Below are 17,635 nucleotides of genomic sequence, written 5' to 3'. Positions count from 1 at the left end.
CCGGGCTCAGAGGTCGAGGTCGACCACCACCGGCGCGTGGTCCGACGCGCCCTTGCCCTTGCGGGCCTCGCGGTCGACGTAGGTGTCGGTGACGGCGTCCGCGAACGGCCCGTTGGCGTACGTCAGGTCGATCCGCATGCCGCGGTTCTTCGGGAAGGCCAGCGCCCGGTAGTCCCAGAAGGTGTACGGGCGGTCGTACTTGAGGGGGCGTGGGACGACGTCCCGCAGGCCGGTCTCCCGGAGGGCGGTGAGGGCGGCGCGCTCGGGGGCGGTGACGTGGGTGAGGCCCTCGAAGACGGCGACGTCGAAGACGTCCTCGTCGGTGGGGGCGACGTTGAAGTCGCCGAGCACGGCGAACGGGCGCCCGCCCGCGGCGTCCTCGCGGACGGCGTCGCGCAGCGCGGCCAGCCACTCCAGCTTGTAGCGGTAGTGCGCGTGGTCGACCTCGCGGCCGTTGGGCACGTACACCGACCAGACCCGGACCGGGCCGCAGGTCGCGGCGACGGCGCGCGGCTCGACCACCGGGAGCGGCGCGTCCTCGGCGAGGTAGCCGGGCTGGCCGGGCAGGTCGCGGACCACGTCCTCCAGGCCGATCCGCGACAGCAGGGCCACGCCGTTCCACCGGCCGTCGCCGTGCGCGGCGGAGGCGTAGCCCAGCTCGGCGACCGCCTCGGCGGGGAACGCGTCGGTGGCGCACTTGAGCTCCTGGAGGCAGAGCACGTCCGGCGCGGCGGACTCCAGCCACTCCAGCAGCTTGGGCAGCCGGGCGGTGACGGAGTTGATGTTCCAGGTGGCGATGCGGACGGTCACGGCGGCCTTCCCTCGGCGGTGCGGACGGACGGGGCACCCGGCGCGCGGGCCGGACACCCCGTCCGAACATACCGTCCGCCGCCGACGGCGTCCGGCAGCCGACGGCCGACGGGGACTGACGGGGGCTCAGCGCGCCGGCCGCACCACCCCCGCCGCGCCGCCGCCGCGCCGGACCGGCTCGGCGGCGGCCAGCCAGCGGCCGTCCGGGAGCCGTTCGACGCCGGTGGCCGCGCCGATCTCCGGGGTGGAGGCGAACACGTGGCCCAGCGCCTGGAGCCGCGCCGCCTCGGGCGAGGCCAGGAAGGCCGGTTCGGCCTGGGTGGCGGCGGTGTTGCGCTGGCTGGCCCGGGGCGCGGCGATGGCCTGTTCCAGCGTCAGCCCGCGGTCGACCCGGCCGGTGAGGACCTGGAGCACGGTGGTGATGATGGTCGCGCCGCCGGGCGAGCCGAGCGCCAGGTACGGCTTGCCGCCCTTGAGCACGACGGTCGGCGAGATCGAGGAGCGCGGCCGCTTGCCCGGGCCGGGCAGGTTGGGGTCGGGGACGCCCGGGGTGAGCGGTGCGAAGTCGAAGTCGGTCAGCTCGTTGTTGAGCAGGAAGCCGCGGCCGGGCACGGTGATGCCGCTGCCGCCAGTCTGCTCGATGGTCAGCGTGTACGCGACCACGTTCCCCCAGCGGTCGGCGACCGTCAGGTGGGTGGTGCTCTGCCCCTCGTACGGTTCGGCGGCCGGCTGCCCGCTGCCGCCGCAGGCCGCCGGGTGGTACGGGTCGCCGGGGGCGAGCGGGCTGGTCAGCGCGCGGTCCGGGCGGATCAGGCAGGCCCGGGCGGCGGCGTAGGACGGGGAGAGCAGTTGGCGGGTCGGCACCTGGACGGCGCTCGGGTCGCCGACCCAGCGGTTGCGGTCGGCGAAGGCGATCCGGCTGGCCTCCAGGTAGCGGTGGTCGTACCGGACCGGGTCGGCGAGGTCGGCCGGGCTGCTGCCGGACAGGATGTTGAGCGCCTCGCCGACGGTCGTCCCGCCGGAGGAGGACGGCGCGATGCCGTACACGTCCAGGCCCCGGTAGGTCACGTGGGTCGGGTCCTGGACGCGGACCCGGTAGGCGGCCAGGTCGGCGGCGTCGACCCGGCCGGGGCGGGCGTCGCGGCCGGAGGCGGGGTCGACCGGCGGGTGCTGGAGGGTGCGGACGACGTCGGCCCCGATCGGGCCCCGGTAGAGCGCGTCGGTGCCCCGGCGGCCCAGTTCCCGGTAGGTGGCGGCCAGGTCGGGGTTGCGCAGGGTGGAGCCGACCGCCGGGAGCTGACCGTGCGGCAGGAACAGCGCGCGGCTGGCCGGGAAGTCCTGGAACCTGGCCCGGTTGGCGGCGGTCTGGTCCTGGAAGGTCCGGTCGACGGTGAAGCCGCGCTCGGCGATCCGCTCGGCGGGCTCCAGCACCTGGTCCAGGCTCCGGCTGCCCCAGCGGCGCAGCGCCTGCTCCCAGGTCGCGGCGGTGCCGGGCACGCCGACGGACAGGCCGCTGGTGACGGCGTCGTCGAAGGGCAGCGGGGTGCCGTTCTCCAGGAACAGCGAGCTGTCGGCGTGCCGGGAGGCGGTCTCCCGGCCGTCGATCGTCTCCACCTCGCCGGTGCGGGCGTCGTAGTGGACGAAGTACCCGCCGCCGCCGATCCCGGCCGAGTAGGGCTCGGTGACGCCGAGCGCGGCGGCGGTCGCGACGGCGGCGTCCACCGCGTTGCCGCCGCGCCGCAGCACCTCCAGCCCGGCGGCGGTCGCGTCGGCGTCCACGCTGGCCACCGCCCCGCCCCAGCCGGCCGCGACCGGCTGCTTGCCCGGCGGGGCCTGCCCGGCCTGATCGGCCCGTGCGGGGGCGGCGGCGCCCAGCAGGCCGGTGGCGGTGAGGAGCGCGAGGGCGGGGACGAGACGGGCGCGGGCGCGCATGCGGCCTCCCTGGGTCGGCGTCGGTCCCCCGTTCTCCCACACCCGTCGCGCACGCGACAAGGCGCCGCCCCGGGCTGGGCCGAAAACAAGTCGAATACGTGACAGGGCGCCAAGTCGCCGCAACAACAGGCCCGTTCGGGCGTTCACGGGCCGGGCCGCCGGTCCGGCGGGGGGCGCGGGGCGGGGCCCGCCGACCACCCGTCCGGGTGCCGCGGCGGGCCGCAGTGTTGCCGCGCGTTGCGGCGGCATGACATTTAATCCGGCTCATTGACGTAAATCCGGGCCGCTCTCCATGCTGGGGGCCATGCACTCCCCGCACCCCCACGACGGACCGCTGGCCCGCCTGCGCCGGGGCCACGAGAAGCTGGTCCTGGACCTGCTGCGGCGGCACGGCCCGCTCAGCCGGGCCGGGCTCGGCAGCCACACCGGGCTGTCCCGGACCACGCTGTACGACATCGTCGGCGGCCTGGTCACGGCCGGCGCGGTGGTGGCGTCGGCGCCCGCGGCGGGCACCGGGCGGCGCGGGCGGCCGGTGGAGACGCTGAGCCTGAACCCGGCGGCCGGGCAGGCCGTCGGGATCGACTTCGCCCGGCGCGCGGTGCACGTCGCGGCGGTCAACGTGGCGCACGAGGTGGTCGGTTCGGCCAGCCGGGCGCACCCGGCGGGCCTGCCGTGGCCGGAGCGGATCGCCCTCGCCCGGCAGCTGGTGGACGGGCTCGCGGACGGCGCGTTCGGCCTGGGCTCGGTCACCGGCATCGGGGTGGGCGTGGTCGGGCCGGTCGGAGCGGTCGACGCACCGGCTGACGAGTCGTCGGCCCGGCCGTCCGACCCGCCGTCCGACGCAGGATCAGCCCCGCCGTCCGACCCGCCGACCGACGCAGGATCAGCCCCGGGGCCAGCCGCGCCGGGCGGTCGGCCGGACGGCGCGGGGGCGGTGCGCGAGCTGCTCGGCGCGGCGTTCGGCGTGCCGGTGCTGGTGGACAACAACACCCGGCTGGCGGCGCTCGCCGAGTCGGTGTGGGGTTCGGCGACCGGCGCGCGCGACGTGCTGTACCTGCGCCTGTCGCACGGCGTCGGCGGCGGCCTGGTGATCCGGGGCGCCCTGCACGCCGGGGCGCACGGGCTGTCCGGCGAGCTCGGCCACATCACGGTCGACCCGGCGGGCCCGCCCTGCGACTGCGGCGGCCGGGGCTGCCTGGAGACGGTGGCCTCCGTCGGCGCGGTGCTGGACGCGCACCGGGAGGCGGGCGGCCGGTCCGCGGACCTCGCGGAGTTCCTGGCCGCGGCCAGCGGCGGCGAGCCGGCCGCGCTCGGCGTGATGCGCACGGTCGGCGGCCACGTCGGCACGGTGCTGGCCGCCGTGTGCAACGCGGTCGGGCCGGGCGTGGTCGTGGTCGGCGGCGAACTGGCCGGGGCCGGGCCGCTGCTGCTCGACCCGGTGCAGGAGGCGCTGGCCGCGCAGGTGCTGCCGCTGGCCCGCAGCCGGCTGGACCTGCGCCGGGCCGCGCTCGGCGAGTACGGCGGCGCGCTGGGCGGCATCGCCCTGGTGCTCCAGACCACCCCGCTGCTCTCGCACTACCGGCGGCCCGACCCCGAGGAGGCGCCGTGACCCCCGCACCGCCCCCGTTCCCGCCCCCCCTCCGCCCCCGTACCCGTACCCGCATCCCCGAGGACGTCCCCGTGCACGGCAGTCGCAGACCGGTCACGCCATGGCCGTGACCGCTCCCCCCACCGAGTCCCCCACCGGGTCCGCCACCGGACCCGCCGCGGCGGCGTCCCGTTCGGGCGTCCGCCGGGTGGCCCGCACCCTCGCCCTGAACCTGCTGGCGGTCGCCGTCGGCCTGACCGCCTGGTCGCTGCTGGCCGCGGCGGGCGTCCAGGGCCTGCCCGGCCCCGGCGAGGTCGCCGACCGGGCGGGCGAGCTGATCGCCGACGGCACCCTGCTGGACGACGCGCTGGCCAGCCTGCGCCGGGTGCTGCTCGGCTTCGCCCTCGGCACCCTTGCGGCCGTGCCGGTCGGCTTCCTGATGGGCTGGTACCCGACGGCCCGGGCCCTGCTGGAACCGTACGTGCAGTTCTTCCGGACCATCCCGCCGCTGGCGCTGATCCCGCTGGCGGTGGTGCTGCTGGGCATCGGCGAGGTGCCGAAGGTCGTGGTGATCTTCCTGGCGGCCTTCCTGTCCAGCGTGGTGGCGGCCTTCCAGGGCGTGCTGGACGTGGACGCGACGCTGGTGAACGCCGCCCGGGTGCTGGGGGCGAACGACCGGGCGATCTTCCTGCGGGTGGTCGTCCCGGCGGCGGCGCCGTTCATCCTGGTCGGCATGCGGATCGGCCTGGGCTCGGCCTGGGGCACCCTGGTCGCCGCCGAGCTGATCGCCGCCCAGGAGGGCCTGGGCTTCCGGATGCAGCAGGCCGAGCTCTACTACGACCTCCCGACGATCTTCGTGGGGCTGATCACCATCGGCGTGCTGGGCCTGGTCATGGACCGGCTGCTCCAGCTCGCCGAGCGCCGCCTCACCCGATGGCAGGAACGCCGATGACCAGCAACGAGCCCTCCACCTCCCTCAGCAAGATCTCCTTCCGCGCCGTCTCGCGCAGCTACCCGGTGAAGGGCGGCCGGTTCACCGCCCTGGACGGCGTCTCGCTCGACGTCGCGGACAACGAGTTCGTCACCGTGGTCGGCCCGTCCGGCTGCGGCAAGAGCACCCTGCTGGGGATGGCCGCCGGGCTGGTCGCCCCGACCGGCGGGGAGGTGCTGGTGGACGGGGAGCCGGTCACCGGGCCGGGCCCCGACCGGGGCGTGATCTTCCAGCAGTACGCGCTGTTCCCGTGGCTGACGGTGCGCCGCAACGTCGAGTTCGGGTTGCGGCTGGCGAAGGTGCCGGCCGCCGAGCGCCGCCGCCGGGCCGAGCACGCGATCGGGCTGGTGGGCCTGGGCGACTTCGCCGACGCGCTGCCCAAGACGCTCTCCGGCGGGATGCGGCAGCGCTGCGCGATCGCCCGGGCGTACGCGGTGGACCCGCGGGTGCTGCTGATGGACGAGCCGTTCGGGGCGCTGGACGCCCTGACCCGCATCCAGCTCCAGGACCAGCTGCTGGACACCTGGAGCCGGGAGCGGCGCACCGTGCTGTTCGTCACCCACGACGTGGACGAGGCGGTCTACCTGGCCCGCCGGGTGGTCGTGATGGCCTCCCGCCCGGGCCGGATCCACCGGGTGGTGGAGGTCGACCTGCCCTACCCGCGCACCGAGGAGATCCGGCTCTCCCCCGAGTTCGCCCGCCTCCGCAACGAGGTCTGGCACGCCGTGTACCACCAGTCCCCTTCCGCTTCCTGACGTTCCGTCACCTCTCCCCAAGGACCGCATCGCCATGCGCATACTCCGTCGCGCCCTCCTCGCCGTCTCCGCCGTGACCGTCCTGTCGCTCTCCGCCACCGCCTGCTCGTCCGCCTCCTCCGCCTCCTCCGCCCCGTCGGGCCCGTCCGGCGCCGCGGGAAAGACGGTGAAGGTGCGGTTCGGCTACATCAGCGACTACAACGGCGCCAGCCTGCTGGCCATCGCCGACCGGCAGGGCCTGTGGAAGCAGCAGGGCCTCGACCCGGAGCTGAAGGTGTTCACCAACGGCCCGCTCCAGGTGCAGGCGCTCGGCGCGGGCGACCTGGACTTCGGCTACATCGGCCCCGGCGCGCTCTGGCTGCCCGCCTCCGGCAAGGCCAAGGTGGTCGCGATCGACACCCTGACCTACGCCGACCACGTGATCGCCCAGCCGGGCATCGCCTCGGTCAAGGACCTGAAGGGCAAGAAGGTCGGCGTGCCGGCCGGCACCTCCGGCGAGATGGTGCTCAACCTGGCGCTCCAGCAGGCCGGGCTGTCGCCCAGCGACGTGCAGAAGGTGCCGATGGACCCGGCGACGGTGGTGTCCGCGTTCGTGGGCGGGCAGATCGACGCGGCCGGGATCTGGTACCCGCTGATCGACAGCATCAAGGCGAAGAAGCCGGACCTGGTGGAGATCGCCGGGACGAAGGACTTCACCGGCCGGGCCTTCCCGACCGCGTTCGTCTCCGGCCCGAAGACCGACGCGGGGCTGTCCGAGAAGGTGGTCAAGGTGCTCCAGGCGGCCAACGACTGGCGGGCCGCGCACCCGGACGAGTCGGTCACCGAGGCCGCCGCGCTGCTCAAGCTCGACCCGGCCAAGGTCAAGGCGGACGCCGCCAACGTGCAGACCCTGTCCACCGCGGACCTGGTGGCCAGGACGAAGGACGGCACGGTAGACGGCTGGCTGAAGGGCCTGGGCGACTTCTTCGTCTCCACCGGCCAGTTGAAGAACTCCCCGGCCCCGTCCGAGTACTACGCGGGCGACGCCTACGCGAAGGCGTACGGGAAGTGAACCTGCTGTTCCTGATGACCGACCAGCACCGGGTGGATACCCTCGGCGCGTACGGCAACCCGCACGTGGCGACCCCGCACCTGGACCGGCTGGCCGCGTCCGGCACCCGCTTCGACCGGTTCTACACCCCGACGGCGATCTGCACCCCGGCCCGGGCCAGCCTGCTGACCGGTCAGAACCCGTTCCGGCACCGGCTGCTGGCCAACCGGGAGCGCAACGTCGGCTACCTGGAGGACCTGCGGCCGGACGTCTTCACCTTCCCGCAGGCGCTCCGGGAGCGCGGCTACCGGATGGGCCTGGTCGGCAAGTGGCACGGCGGCACCGAGCGCAACGCCGCCTCGTACGGCTTCGAGGGGCCCGACCTGCCGGGCTGGCACAACCCGGTCGACCACCCCGACTACCTGGCCTACCTGGCCGAACGCGGCCTGCCGCCGTACCGGATCACCGATCCGGTACGCGGCACCTCGCCCAACGGCAACCCGGGCAACCTGCTGGCGGCCCGGCTCCAACAGCCGGTGGAGGCCACCTTCGAGCACTACCTGGCCACCCGGACGATCGAGCAGCTGGAGCGGTACGCGGCGGACGGGCGGCCGTTCTTCCTGGCCGCGCACTTCTTCGGGCCGCACCTGCCCTACCTGCTGCCCGACGCCTACTACGACCGCTACGACCCGGCGCTGGTCGAGCTGCCGCCCTCGGTGGCCGAGACCTTCGAGGGCAAGCCGCCCGTCCAGCGCAACTACTGCGACCACTGGGCGTTCGACACGATGCCCGCCGAGGTGAGCCGCAAGCTGATCGCCGTCTACTGGGGGTACGTCACCCTGATCGACGAGCAGATCGGCCGCATCCTCACCCGGCTCGATGAACTCGGCCTGACCGACGCCACCTCGGTGTTCTTCACCGCCGACCACGGCGAGTTCACCGGCGCGCACCGGCTGCACGACAAGGGCCCGGCGATGTACGAGGACATCTACCGCATCCCCGGCATCGTCCGGGTGCCGGGCGCGCCGCCGCAGGTGCGCGAGGAGCTGGTCTCGCTCACCGACTGCACCGCGACGATCCTCGAACTGGCCGGCGCCGACCCGGCGCCGGCGGTCGACAGCCGCAGCCTGCTGCCCCTGGTGCGCGGCGAACGGCCGGACTGGCCGCAGGAGCTGGTCGCCGAGTTCCACGGCCACCACTTCCCGTACCCGCAGCGGATGGTCCGCGACGACCGGTACAAGCTGGTGGTCAACCCGGAGTCCGTCAACGAGCTGTACGACCTGGTCGAGGACCCGCACGAGCTGGTCAACCGGCACGGCGAGGCGGCGTACGCGGACGTCCGGGCCCGGCTGACCCGGCGGCTGTACGACCTGCTGCGCGAGCGCGGCGACAACTTCCACCACTGGATGGCGCCGATGTACGACATCGGCACCCACCTGGAGGACTCCACCCTCAGCGCCTTCGAACCCGACGGCACGGCACCCGCCGCGCCGACCGCCGGCACCACCCCGAGCAGGGAGACGGCATGACCCCCCGCACCCCGCGCCACCGAAGACTGCTCCCGCGCCTGCTGGCCGCCTGCGCGCTCGCCTGGGGGCTGCTGGCCGTCCCGCCGGCCGCGACCGCGGACGGCGCGCAGGCCGCCGACGCGCAGGCCGCGACCTACACCAACCCGGTCTCCGCCGGGGTGGTGGACACCTTCCCCGACCCGTCGACGATCCGCGGCAAGGACGGCCTCTGGTACGCCTACGGCACTCAGAACCCGGTCTTCCAGAGCCGGGGCGAGGACGGCGAGCGCATCCTGCCGATCCTGCGCTCGGCGGACCTGGTGCACTGGACGTACGCGGGCCAGGTGTTCACGCCCGCCACCCAGCCCGCCTGGGAGAACGGCTCCCGGCTGTGGGCGCCGGACATCCGCTACTTCGACGGCCGCTACAGCCTGTACTACTCGGTGCCGGGCGCGGGCACCGTCGCGCTGGCCACCGCGCCCACCCCCACCGGCCCGTGGACCGACCGGGGTTCGGTGCTGCCCTCCCCCAGCGGCTGCCCGAGCGGCAACATCGACCAGGCCCAGTTCACCGACACCGGCGGCCAGGCGTACCTGTACTGGGGCAGCTACGACACCATCTGCGTCGCCCAGCTGACCCCGGACCGCACCCGCACCCAGGGCGCGGTGACCCAGGTCGCCAAGGGGCGGCGGGTCGAGGGCGGCTTCGTGGTGCACCGGGACGCCTTCTACTACCTGTTCTACTCGGACGGCGGCTGCTGCTCGGGGGCGTTCAGCGGCTACCAGGTCAAGGTCGGCCGGGCCACCAGCCCGACCGGGCCGTTCCGCGACGAGCTGGGCACCGACCTGACGGCGCTCACCAGCAAGGCCGGGATCGTGGCCGGGGCGAACGGGAACCGCTGGATCGGCCCGGGCCACAACGCGGTGCAGACCGACCTGTCCGGGCAGGACTGGCTGGTCTACCACGGCATCCCGGCCGAGGCGCCCGACCTGGCGCCCGCCGCCGGGGGCACCCTGAACCTGACCCGCCGCCCGCTGCTGATCGACCGGCTGGACTGGATCGACGGCTGGCCGGTGCTGCGCGCCGGGGCGGGCCCGTCCGACACCGCGCAGAGCGCGCCGGTCACCGCCCCGGCGGCCGGCGGCGCGTTCGACGGCGGGACGCTGACCGGCTGGCGCACCGAGGGCGCCGGCACCGGCGGCTGGTCGGCGCCGGTGGAGACCGACTCCGGCGGGTACGCGGCGCACGCCGACAGCGGGGACGCGCCCGCGTTCGCGGTCGGCCCGGGCACCGCCCCGGCGGACGTCCGCGCCGAGGCCGACCTGCGGGTCACCGCGGCGGGCGGCCGGGCCGGGCTGGCACTGGCCTACGCCGGGCCGGGCGACCGGATCACCGCCTGGCTGGACCGGAGCCGGAACGCCCTGGTCACCGAGGCGGTGGTCGGCGGGACCCCGGCCGGGGAGCAGCTGACCGCGCTGCCCGCCGGGTTCACCTGGAACACCTGGCACGCCGTCACCGCCGGACTGCGCGGCACCGCGCTGACGGTGGAGGTCAGCCACGACCGGCTGCACGACCCGGTGGCCGTGCAGCAGCGCACCGTCCCCGCCGGGGCGGCCCGTTCCGGCGCGGTCGCGCTGGCCGCCCGGGGCCCGGGCGCGGCGGGCGACAACGTGAGCGCCACCGCGCTGTACACCCCGGTGACCGCCCGGGTGGCGGACCCGGCGCCGGGCGCGCTCCTGCCCGGCTACAGCGACGAGTTCGACGCGGCGGCGGTGCCGGGCACCACCGCCGGCTCGCCGTGGAGCTGGGTGCGCGGCCCCGCCGCCGGGGTGGCGGCGGGCGGCGGCTCGCTCTCCTGGCCGACCCAGAACGCGGAGCTGTACCTGGGCGACAACAGCGCCTCGGTGCTCCAGCGCCCGGCCCCGGACGGGGACTTCACGGTGGAGACGAAGCTGGTCTTCGCGCCGGGCCAGACCTCGCAGCAGGCCGGCCTGGTGCTGTACGAGAACGACGACCGGTGGTTCAAGCTGGTGCACTCGGTGCTGGCGCTGAACAACGGCGGCGGGGCGGTGCTCCAGGTCAGCGAGTTCGGCAAGGAGGGCGAGCGGCCGACCGCCACCCCGCCGACGGCGGTGGCCAACGGCCCGATGTTCGGCGGCCCGACGGCCGACACGATGTGGCTGCGCCTGGTGCACCACCTGGACGCGGCGCACGGCGAGCACGAGGTGCGGGCCGTCACCAGCCGCGACGGCGTGACCTGGACGTACGCCGGGGTGTGGACGCTGCCGGTGAAGGGCCCGCTGAAGATCGGCCTGGTGTCGATGAACAAGTCGGGGGCGACGGCGCGCTTCGACTACGTCCGCACCTACGCGGGCTGAGCACCGCCCTCCGCCGCTCCCGCCCCGTCGGGCGTCCTCAGCCGTCCACCCGGCGGCGCTTGACGGTGCGGAAGCGGCGGGCCACCTGGCGGGCCAGGTCGGCGGCGCCGACCAGGCCCGCCTCGTTGCCGAGGGCGGCGTGCACGATGCCCGCCTCGGGGCGGAAGCCGCGGCCGGTGAGGGTGCGGCGGAAGGCGTCCCGGGCGGGGCCGAGCAGCAGGTCGCCGGCGTCGCTGACGCCGCCGCCGACGACGAAGCGCCCGGGGTCGAGCGCGGCGGCCAGGTTGGCGAGGCCGACGCCGAGCCAGCGGCCGACCTCGTAGAGCAGTTCGACGGCGACCGCGTCGCCGTCCCGGGCGGCCTCGGTGACCAGCGGGCCGGTGATGCCCAGCGGGGTGCCGCCGGCCCGGGCCAGCAGCGGCTGGACCACCGGGGACTCCTCGGCCACGAGCCCGCGGGCCTCGCGGACCAGCGCGTTGCCGGAGGAGTACTGCTCCCAGCAGCCGCGGTTGCCGCACGGGCAGCGGTGGCCGCCGGGCACCACCTGCATGTGGCCGAACTCGCCGGCCAGGCCGTACTTGCCCCGGTCGACCCGGCCGTCGCGGACGACCGCGCCGCCGATCCCGGTGCCGAGGGTGATCATCACCATGTGGTCCTCGTCGCGCCCGGCGCCGAAGCGCCACTCGGCCCAGGCGGCGGCGTTGGCGTCGTTCTCCACCACCACCGGGAAGCGCAGCCGGGAGCTGAGCGCCTGCTGGAGCGGTTCGCCGCGCCAGTTCAGGTGCGGGGCGAACAGCACGGTGGAGCGCTCGGCGTCCACCCAGCCGGCCGCGCCGACGCCCACCGCGTGGACGTCGTGCCGGTCGGCGAGCCGGAGGACCAGGTCGACGATGACGTCCTCGACCACCTTGGGGCTCTTGCTCTTGTCGGGGGTCTCGGTGCGCAGCCGGTCCACGACGTTCCCCTCGCCGTCGACGACGCCCGCGACCACCTTGGTGCCGCCGATGTCCACCCCGATGGTGGGGAGCCTGAGCACCCCGGCGGGCAGGGTGCGGCGGCGGCGCTCGGCACGTGGGCCGAGGCCCAGCAGGCTGGGCAGGACGGGGCGGACGGGACGGGCGGGGCCGTTGGTACGGGTCACGGAACGAATGCTCCTTGATCGGGTAAAGGTTACGGTCCGCGGGCGGAAGGCTGTGGGCGAACTGGCAGACTGGGGCCGGATCACACAGCGGATTCTCATGAGAACGTGATGTTCCTCTCAGGTTCTCGCGAGTGTCGACGGCAACTGACCGTGCGTATGACGCAGTCTGACAAGTGTGATGCGCGTACCGGGGGACCCTGCCCCGGACGGCCGGACGACCCGATTCGAGAGACCCCGATGCAGCTGACAGGCACCCCGTTCCTCCTCCTCACGATCGTCCTGGTGCCGGTCTCGATCGCGGTGGCCCTGCTGCTGTGGGGCCGGGTGCGCGGCCCGAAGCCCTTCCAGGCGCTGTCCAGGATCGTGATGCTGCTGTTCTGTCAGCTCACAGCCGTCCTGATGGTGTTCGTCATGGTGAACAACGCCAACCTGATCTACGGCGGCTGGGACGACCTGCTGGGCACCGGCAACCACGTCCGCGCGGTGCCGAACGTGCAGGCGCAGACCGACGGCGGGCCGGGCAACGACGCGCAGCGCCCCAAGGTGATCCAGAAGTTCGAGCCGGTCGGCGACGGGAAGGTGCCGGACGACGTGCGGACCACCGACCTCAAGGGGCAGGTCTCCGGGGTGGACGGCGAGGTGCTGGTCTGGCTGCCGCCGCAGTACGACGACCCGGCGTACAAGGACCGGACCTTCCCGGTGGTGGAGCTGCTGCCGGGCTGGCCGGGCTCCTCGAAGACCTGGTTCGGCACCCTGCGGGTGTCCGAGCAGCTGAAGCCGATGATGCTGAGCGGGCAGGTCGCCCCGTTCATCCTGGTCTCGCCGCGCACCAACCTGCTGGGCGACAACACCGACACCGGCTGCGCCGACGTCCCGGGCAAGGTCAACGCGGACACCTGGCTGGCCCGGGACGTGCCGCAGATGGTGCTGGACAACTTCCGCGCCGACCCGGCCGCCGACCGCTGGGCGGTGGCCGGCTACTCGGCGGGCGCGCACTGCGCGGCCAAGCTCGCCCTGGAGCACCCGGACCGCTACCGGGCCGGGGTCAGCCTGTCCGGGTACAACGACCCGGGCACCGAGGACAAGTCGCTGACCGCCAAGGACCCGCACCTGCGCGAGGTCTCCAATCCGCTGAACATCCTGAAGGCCGCCAAGACCCCGCCGAGGACCGCGCTGTACGTCAGCGGCAACAAGGGCGACGGCCTGGAGGCGGGCGAGGCGCTGAAGGCCGCGGCCAAGGCCCCGACCACGGTCACCGTGCAGGAGACCGCGGGCGCGCACAGCAGCGACGTCTGGAAGCCGATGGTCCCGGGCGTGTTCACCTGGCTGACCTCGGTCATCCCGGCCGCCGGGCACTGACGCCGCCGGGGGCGCGGGTCGGCCCGCGTCCCCTCGGTCCGGCCGCGGGTCAGGACTTCGGGACGGTGTTGACGTAGTCGGTGCCCGCGGCGTAGAAGCCGTCGACGGCCTGCTGCACGTCGGTCTGGGAGAGCACCTGGTCGGCCTTGTAGTAGAACCAGTTGACCTTCATGTCCCAGCTGCGCGGTCCGGCGACGGAGGGCAGCAGGTCGATGAACCAGTTGCTGAAGTGGATGTCCATCTTCTCGCGCGGGACGTACTTGCCGGAGCTGGTGAACAGCTCCTTGCCGTCCAGCGAGTAGGTGACCTTGCCGTCCAGGGCGGTGATCATCATCAGGTGCCAGCCGCCGAGGCTCTTCTTGAGCGCGTGGGTGACCCGGTCCGGCGGGTCGGCCTTGAACCAGCTGGTGGTGTCCAGCTGCGGGCCGACCGAGCCCCAGCCGCCGTTGGGCAGGTACTCGTAGTCGAGTTCGCTGTAGTCCGCCGAGGAGTCCTCGGCGGAGATCGGGAAGAAGGTCTGCACGACGTGGTCGCCGGTGCGGCCGCCGGCGGGCTTGTCGGCGAGGTGGACCCGGGCGGCGAAGGTGCCGTTGAAGAGGTTGTTCCCGGTGCTGTAGACCTCGACCTGCCCGGTGCCCTGCTTGGTGCCGTCGGTGGTCGAGCGCAGCCGCAGCACCCGGCCGCCCTGGGCGTCGGCGTCCTCGGGGAAGGCAGCGCCGGCGGCGGACCAGGTGTCCTTGATGCCGGGGCCGCCCGCGCCGTCCCGGACCTCCCAGCCGTGCGCGGCCAGCGCCGGGTCGTCGGCCCCGGTGTAGTGGAAGGTGTCGAACAGGGTGCCGGGCGGGCCGGTCGGCGTCGGGGACGGCGCGGCGCCGGCGGCGGACGCCCCGGGGCCGGCGGCCGTCCCGCCGCCGCCGCCGGGCGCGGGGGTGCTGGAGCAGGCGGCGAGCACGCACACCAGGGCCGGCAGCGCGAGCACCCTCCACGCGCGGGAACGGGGGACGCGGCGGGGCTGGCTCACACGGGCTCCTTGGGCGTGGCGGCGGTCCGGCGGCAGAACGTCCGGCGGCTGCGCAGCACGGGGGTCGAACGGCCGATCATATGAGGCGGTCATCCTAACGAGGCCCGCAAGGGCGGCCCGCCGGACGGGGGCCGGTTCCTGAAGGACATGAGCCAAGGTCAACGGTCCGCACACCTGTACGCACGAGTACACCTCTCCGGTGATCTCGATCCGATTACAACACCGCGCCAGAACGCACCAAATACGGACATCAGTGCAGATTCGGTTCGGACCGGTGGACTAGCGTTCGGCCTACGCTCCCGCGTATCCCGTCACCCTGCACTGAAAGGGGCCCCGCAAGGTGCGCCCTGCCATGACTCCCTCCGGTCCCGGACCGGCGCATCCGGCACGATCCGCCGCCCCCGACGACGACTTCGAGGAGTTCGAAGGGCCTGACGCCTTCGAGGAGTTCGACCGGCCCGACGAGTCCGACGAGTCCGACGAGTTCGAGGAACTGCCGCCCGAACCGGTGTTCGTCGACCAGTCGGGCCTGCGCGGCCGGCTGCTGCGCGGACTGGGCTGGCCGGTCTCGCTGGTCGGCGCGGTCCTGGCGGTCACCATGGGCGGCAGCCTGATCGGCATGCAGGCCGACGCCCCGGCGCTGGAGATCCCCCCGCAGCCCGCGCAGGCCCCGGCCGCGACGGCCCCGGTGTCTCCCTCCCCCAGCGCCTCGCCCTCGCCGTCGGCGTCCCCGTCGGCCCGGAGCACCGCCAAGCCCGGCACCACCCCGTCCAAGGGCGCGGCCACCGGGACGAAGTCCTCCCCCACCGGCACGAAGTCCACCCCGGCCGGCACCAGGTCCACCCCCGCGGGCACGGCCGCCACCTCCGCCGGGACGAAGTCCACCTCCGGGCAGCACGGTTCGACGCCGACGGGCACCTCCCCGTCCAAGCAGCCCTGATCCTCCGCACCGCCCATCTCCAGGAGCGCCCTTGTCCCGCCACCAGCGCCGCCGGCAGTCCCTGCTGAGGCCGCGCCGACTGGCCGCGCCGCCGCTGCGGTTCTTCATGCCGCTGTCCCTGCTGGCGTGCCTGCTCGCGCTCCTCGTGCTGCGCGGCCTGGCCACCAACGAGGTGTTCCACGACACCCGGATCGCGCAGTCGGTCGACAAGACCACCGTGCCCGAGGACCTGCTCAAGGGCGGCCCGGTCATCGACGCGCGCGACAAGAAGGCCGAGCCGGTCAGCTACCGCATCCCGGACAAGACCGTGGTGCTGAGCTTCGACGACGGCCCCTCCCCGGAGTGGACCCCGAAGATCCTCAAGGTGCTGGAGGACCACGGCGTCCGGGCCGACTTCTTCGTCACCGGCTCGATGACCACTCGCAACCCCGACCTGATCCGGCGGATCGTCGCGGACGGCCACGAGATCGGCCTGCACACCTTCACCCACCCCGACCTGGCCTTCCAGTCGCACGCCCGGATCAGCTGGGAGCTGGCGCAGACCCAGCTCGCGCTGGCCGGCGTCGCGGGCGTGCACAGCTCGCTGTTCCGGCCGCCGTACTCCTCCGACGCCTCCGCGATGGACGACTGGAACTACCCGGTCATCAAGTACGTGGGCGCGCACGGCTACCTGACCGCGTTCATCGACCGCGACACCGACGACTGGAAGCGCCCCGGCGTCGAGGAGATCGTCAAGGCCGCGATGCCCGCCAAGCCCGGCGCGGGCGAGCTGGTCCTGCTGCACGACGCGGGCGGCGACCGCTCGGAGACCGTCGAGGCGCTGGAGCAGATCATCGTCAAGCTCCAGGGCGAGGGCTACCGCTTCACCACCATCTCCGACGCGCTCGGCGCGCCCGCCGCCATGGTGCCGGTGCACGGCTACCAGCTGTGGGCGGGCAAGGTGTTCATCTGGGCCAGCCAGTTCGCCGTGGTCACCCTGCCGGTGCTGGTCGGGCTGCTCGCCCTGGTCGGCTTCCTGAACTTCGGCCGGTTCGCGCTGATGATCGTCCTGGCGCCGGTGCACGCCCGCCGCTCCAAGCGGCAGGGCGCCTGGGGCGAGCCGGTCACCGAACCGGTCACCGTCCTCGTCCCGGCGTACAACGAGCGCGAGTGCATCGCCAACACGCTCAACTCGCTCGCCGCCAGCGACTACCCGATCGAAGTGATCGTCATCGACGACGGCTCCACCGACGGCACCGCGGACATCGTCGAGGAGATGGCCCTGCCGTTCGTCCGGCTGATCCGCAAGGTCAACGGCGGCAAGCCCAGCGCGCTGAACGCCGGGGTCGCGGCCGCCTCCTACGACATCGTCGTGATGATGGACGGCGACACCGTCTTCGAGCCGTCCACCGTGCGCGAGCTGGTGCAGCCCTTCGCCGACCCGCGGATCGGCGCGGTGGCGGGCAACGCCAAGGTCGGCAACCGGGACAGCCTGATCGGCGCCTGGCAGCACATCGAGTACGTCCTGGGCCACAACCTGGACCGCCGGATGTACGACGTGCTCAACGTCATCCCGACCATCCCCGGCGCGGTCGGCGCCTTCCGCAAGGAGGCGCTGCGGGCGGTCGGCGGGATGAGCGACGACACCCTCGCCGAGGACACCGACATCACCATGGCGGTGCTCTCCGCGGGCTGGCGGATCGTCTACGCCGAGCGCGCCCGCGCCTGGACCGAGGCCCCCGCCAGCCTCCAGCAGCTCTGGTCGCAGCGCTACCGCTGGAGCTACGGCTCCATGCAGGCGATGTGGAAGCACCGCCGGGCGGTGACCGCCCGCGGCCCGGCCGGCCGGTTCGGCCGGATCGGCCTGCCGCTGGTCGTGCTGTTCGGCGTGGTCGCCCCGCTGCTGGCCCCGCTGGTCGACCTGTTCCTGCTGTACGGCATCCTGTTCACCGACGCCCCGATCACCCTGGCCAGCTGGGGCGGCTTCATCCTGCTCCAGGCGGCGCTGTCCTGGTACGCCTTCCGGCTCGACCGGGAGAAGCCCTGGCACCTGATCAGCCTGCCGCTCCAGCAAGTGGTCTACCGGCAGTTGATGTACATCGTCCTGTTGCAGTCCACGATCACCGCGTTCACCGGTGGCCGGCTGCGCTGGCAGAAGCTCCGGCGCACCGGCGAGGTCGCCGCGGCACCGGTGGAGGGCTGA

The 17,635-nt window shown here is 74.1% G+C and carries 13 protein-coding genes; 9 read left to right on the top strand and 4 right to left on the bottom strand.

What is annotated here, in order from left to right; all coding sequences use genetic code 11:
• Positions 1–6: 6 nt before the first annotated feature.
• On the bottom strand, positions 7–810 hold the full coding sequence (locus tag K353_RS02375) for an exodeoxyribonuclease III (RefSeq protein WP_111551890.1): 804 nt from the start codon (positions 808–810) through the stop codon (positions 7–9).
• Between the two features lie 126 nt (positions 811–936).
• On the bottom strand, positions 937–2,742 hold the full coding sequence (ggt, locus tag K353_RS02370; RefSeq protein WP_111551889.1) for a gamma-glutamyltransferase: 1,806 nt from the start codon (positions 2,740–2,742) through the stop codon (positions 937–939).
• 292 nt (positions 2,743–3,034) lie between these two features.
• On the opposite strand from ggt, the gene K353_RS02365 reads away from it, so the two are divergent.
• The 6 genes from K353_RS02365 (at position 3,035) to K353_RS02340 (ending at position 10,992) form a co-directional block, all read left to right on the top strand.
• On the top strand, positions 3,035–4,351 hold the full coding sequence (locus tag K353_RS02365; RefSeq protein WP_111551888.1) for an ROK family transcriptional regulator: 1,317 nt from the start codon (positions 3,035–3,037) through the stop codon (positions 4,349–4,351).
• 100 nt (positions 4,352–4,451) lie between these two features.
• Positions 4,452–5,282 carry an ABC transporter permease gene (locus K353_RS02360; protein ID WP_111551887.1) on the top strand — a complete coding sequence of 277 codons (831 nt, stop codon included), beginning with the start codon at positions 4,452–4,454 and terminating at the stop codon, positions 5,280–5,282.
• On the top strand, positions 5,279–6,076 hold the full coding sequence (locus K353_RS02355) for an ABC transporter ATP-binding protein (RefSeq protein ID WP_111551886.1): 798 nt from the start codon (positions 5,279–5,281) through the stop codon (positions 6,074–6,076). Before K353_RS02360 ends, K353_RS02355 begins: the two co-directional genes overlap by 4 nt.
• Before the next feature lie 34 nt (positions 6,077–6,110).
• On the top strand, positions 6,111–7,127 hold the full coding sequence (locus tag K353_RS02350; RefSeq protein WP_111551885.1) for an aliphatic sulfonate ABC transporter substrate-binding protein: 1,017 nt from the start codon (positions 6,111–6,113) through the stop codon (positions 7,125–7,127).
• Entirely contained in the window at positions 7,124–8,635 is a 1,512-nt protein-coding gene (locus K353_RS02345) for a sulfatase-like hydrolase/transferase (protein ID WP_111551884.1), read from the top strand. Before K353_RS02350 ends, K353_RS02345 begins: the two co-directional genes overlap by 4 nt.
• Complete coding sequence (locus tag K353_RS02340; protein ID WP_111551883.1) at positions 8,632–10,992, top strand: family 43 glycosylhydrolase; 2,361 nt, start codon at positions 8,632–8,634, stop codon at positions 10,990–10,992. Before K353_RS02345 ends, K353_RS02340 begins: the two co-directional genes overlap by 4 nt.
• A 37-nt stretch (positions 10,993–11,029) precedes the next feature.
• Here K353_RS02340 and K353_RS02335 read toward each other — a convergent pair whose 3' ends face one another.
• Positions 11,030–12,133, bottom strand: a complete 1,104-nt coding sequence (locus K353_RS02335) for an ROK family glucokinase (RefSeq protein ID WP_111551882.1) — start codon at positions 12,131–12,133, stop codon at positions 11,030–11,032.
• A gap of 237 nt (positions 12,134–12,370) precedes the next feature.
• Between K353_RS02335 and K353_RS02330 the strand changes: the two genes are divergently transcribed.
• Positions 12,371–13,492, top strand: coding sequence for an esterase family protein (locus K353_RS02330; RefSeq protein WP_111551881.1), 1,122 nt, complete (start codon positions 12,371–12,373; stop codon positions 13,490–13,492).
• A 49-nt stretch (positions 13,493–13,541) separates the two neighbouring features.
• Here K353_RS02330 and K353_RS02325 read toward each other — a convergent pair whose 3' ends face one another.
• Positions 13,542–14,513 (bottom strand): glycoside hydrolase family 16 protein, encoded by a 972-nt coding sequence (locus K353_RS02325; protein ID WP_111551880.1) that lies wholly within the window; start codon positions 14,511–14,513, stop codon positions 13,542–13,544.
• A 352-nt stretch (positions 14,514–14,865) separates the two neighbouring features.
• Here K353_RS02325 and K353_RS34150 point away from each other — a divergent pair, with 352 nt between their 5' ends.
• The gene (locus K353_RS34150; protein WP_158585312.1) at positions 14,866–15,453 is read left to right on the top strand and encodes a hypothetical protein; all 588 of its coding nucleotides are present in this window, start codon (positions 14,866–14,868) and stop codon (positions 15,451–15,453) included.
• Between the two features lie 94 nt (positions 15,454–15,547).
• Positions 15,548–17,635: a bifunctional polysaccharide deacetylase/glycosyltransferase family 2 protein gene (locus tag K353_RS02315; protein ID WP_370447554.1), complete on the top strand. Its 2,088-nt coding sequence runs from the start codon at positions 15,548–15,550 to the stop codon at positions 17,633–17,635.

It is taken from the genome of Kitasatospora sp. SolWspMP-SS2h, assembly GCF_003259315.1.
Lineage (GTDB): Bacteria > Actinomycetota > Actinomycetes > Streptomycetales > Streptomycetaceae > Kitasatospora > Kitasatospora fiedleri.
This window is presented reverse-complemented; position numbering and strand designations above follow the sequence as displayed.

What these genes read in the sequence shown, in the direction of transcription:
- ggt (WP_111551889.1), bottom strand. Translation starts at nt 2,742, where the DNA reads ATGCGCGCCCGCGCCCGTCTCGTCCCCGCCCTCGCGCTCCTCACCGCC.
- K353_RS02365 (WP_111551888.1), top strand. Translation starts at nt 3,035, where the DNA reads ATGCTGGGGGCCATGCACTCCCCGCACCCCCACGACGGACCGCTGGCC.
- K353_RS02360 (WP_111551887.1), top strand. Translation starts at nt 4,452, where the DNA reads ATGGCCGTGACCGCTCCCCCCACCGAGTCCCCCACCGGGTCCGCCACC.
- K353_RS02355 (WP_111551886.1), top strand. Translation starts at nt 5,279, where the DNA reads ATGACCAGCAACGAGCCCTCCACCTCCCTCAGCAAGATCTCCTTCCGC.
- K353_RS02350 (WP_111551885.1), top strand. Translation starts at nt 6,111, where the DNA reads ATGCGCATACTCCGTCGCGCCCTCCTCGCCGTCTCCGCCGTGACCGTC.
- K353_RS02340 (WP_111551883.1), top strand. Translation starts at nt 8,632, where the DNA reads ATGACCCCCCGCACCCCGCGCCACCGAAGACTGCTCCCGCGCCTGCTG.
- K353_RS02330 (WP_111551881.1), top strand. Translation starts at nt 12,371, where the DNA reads ATGCAGCTGACAGGCACCCCGTTCCTCCTCCTCACGATCGTCCTGGTG.
- K353_RS34150 (WP_158585312.1), top strand. Translation starts at nt 14,866, where the DNA reads ATGACTCCCTCCGGTCCCGGACCGGCGCATCCGGCACGATCCGCCGCC.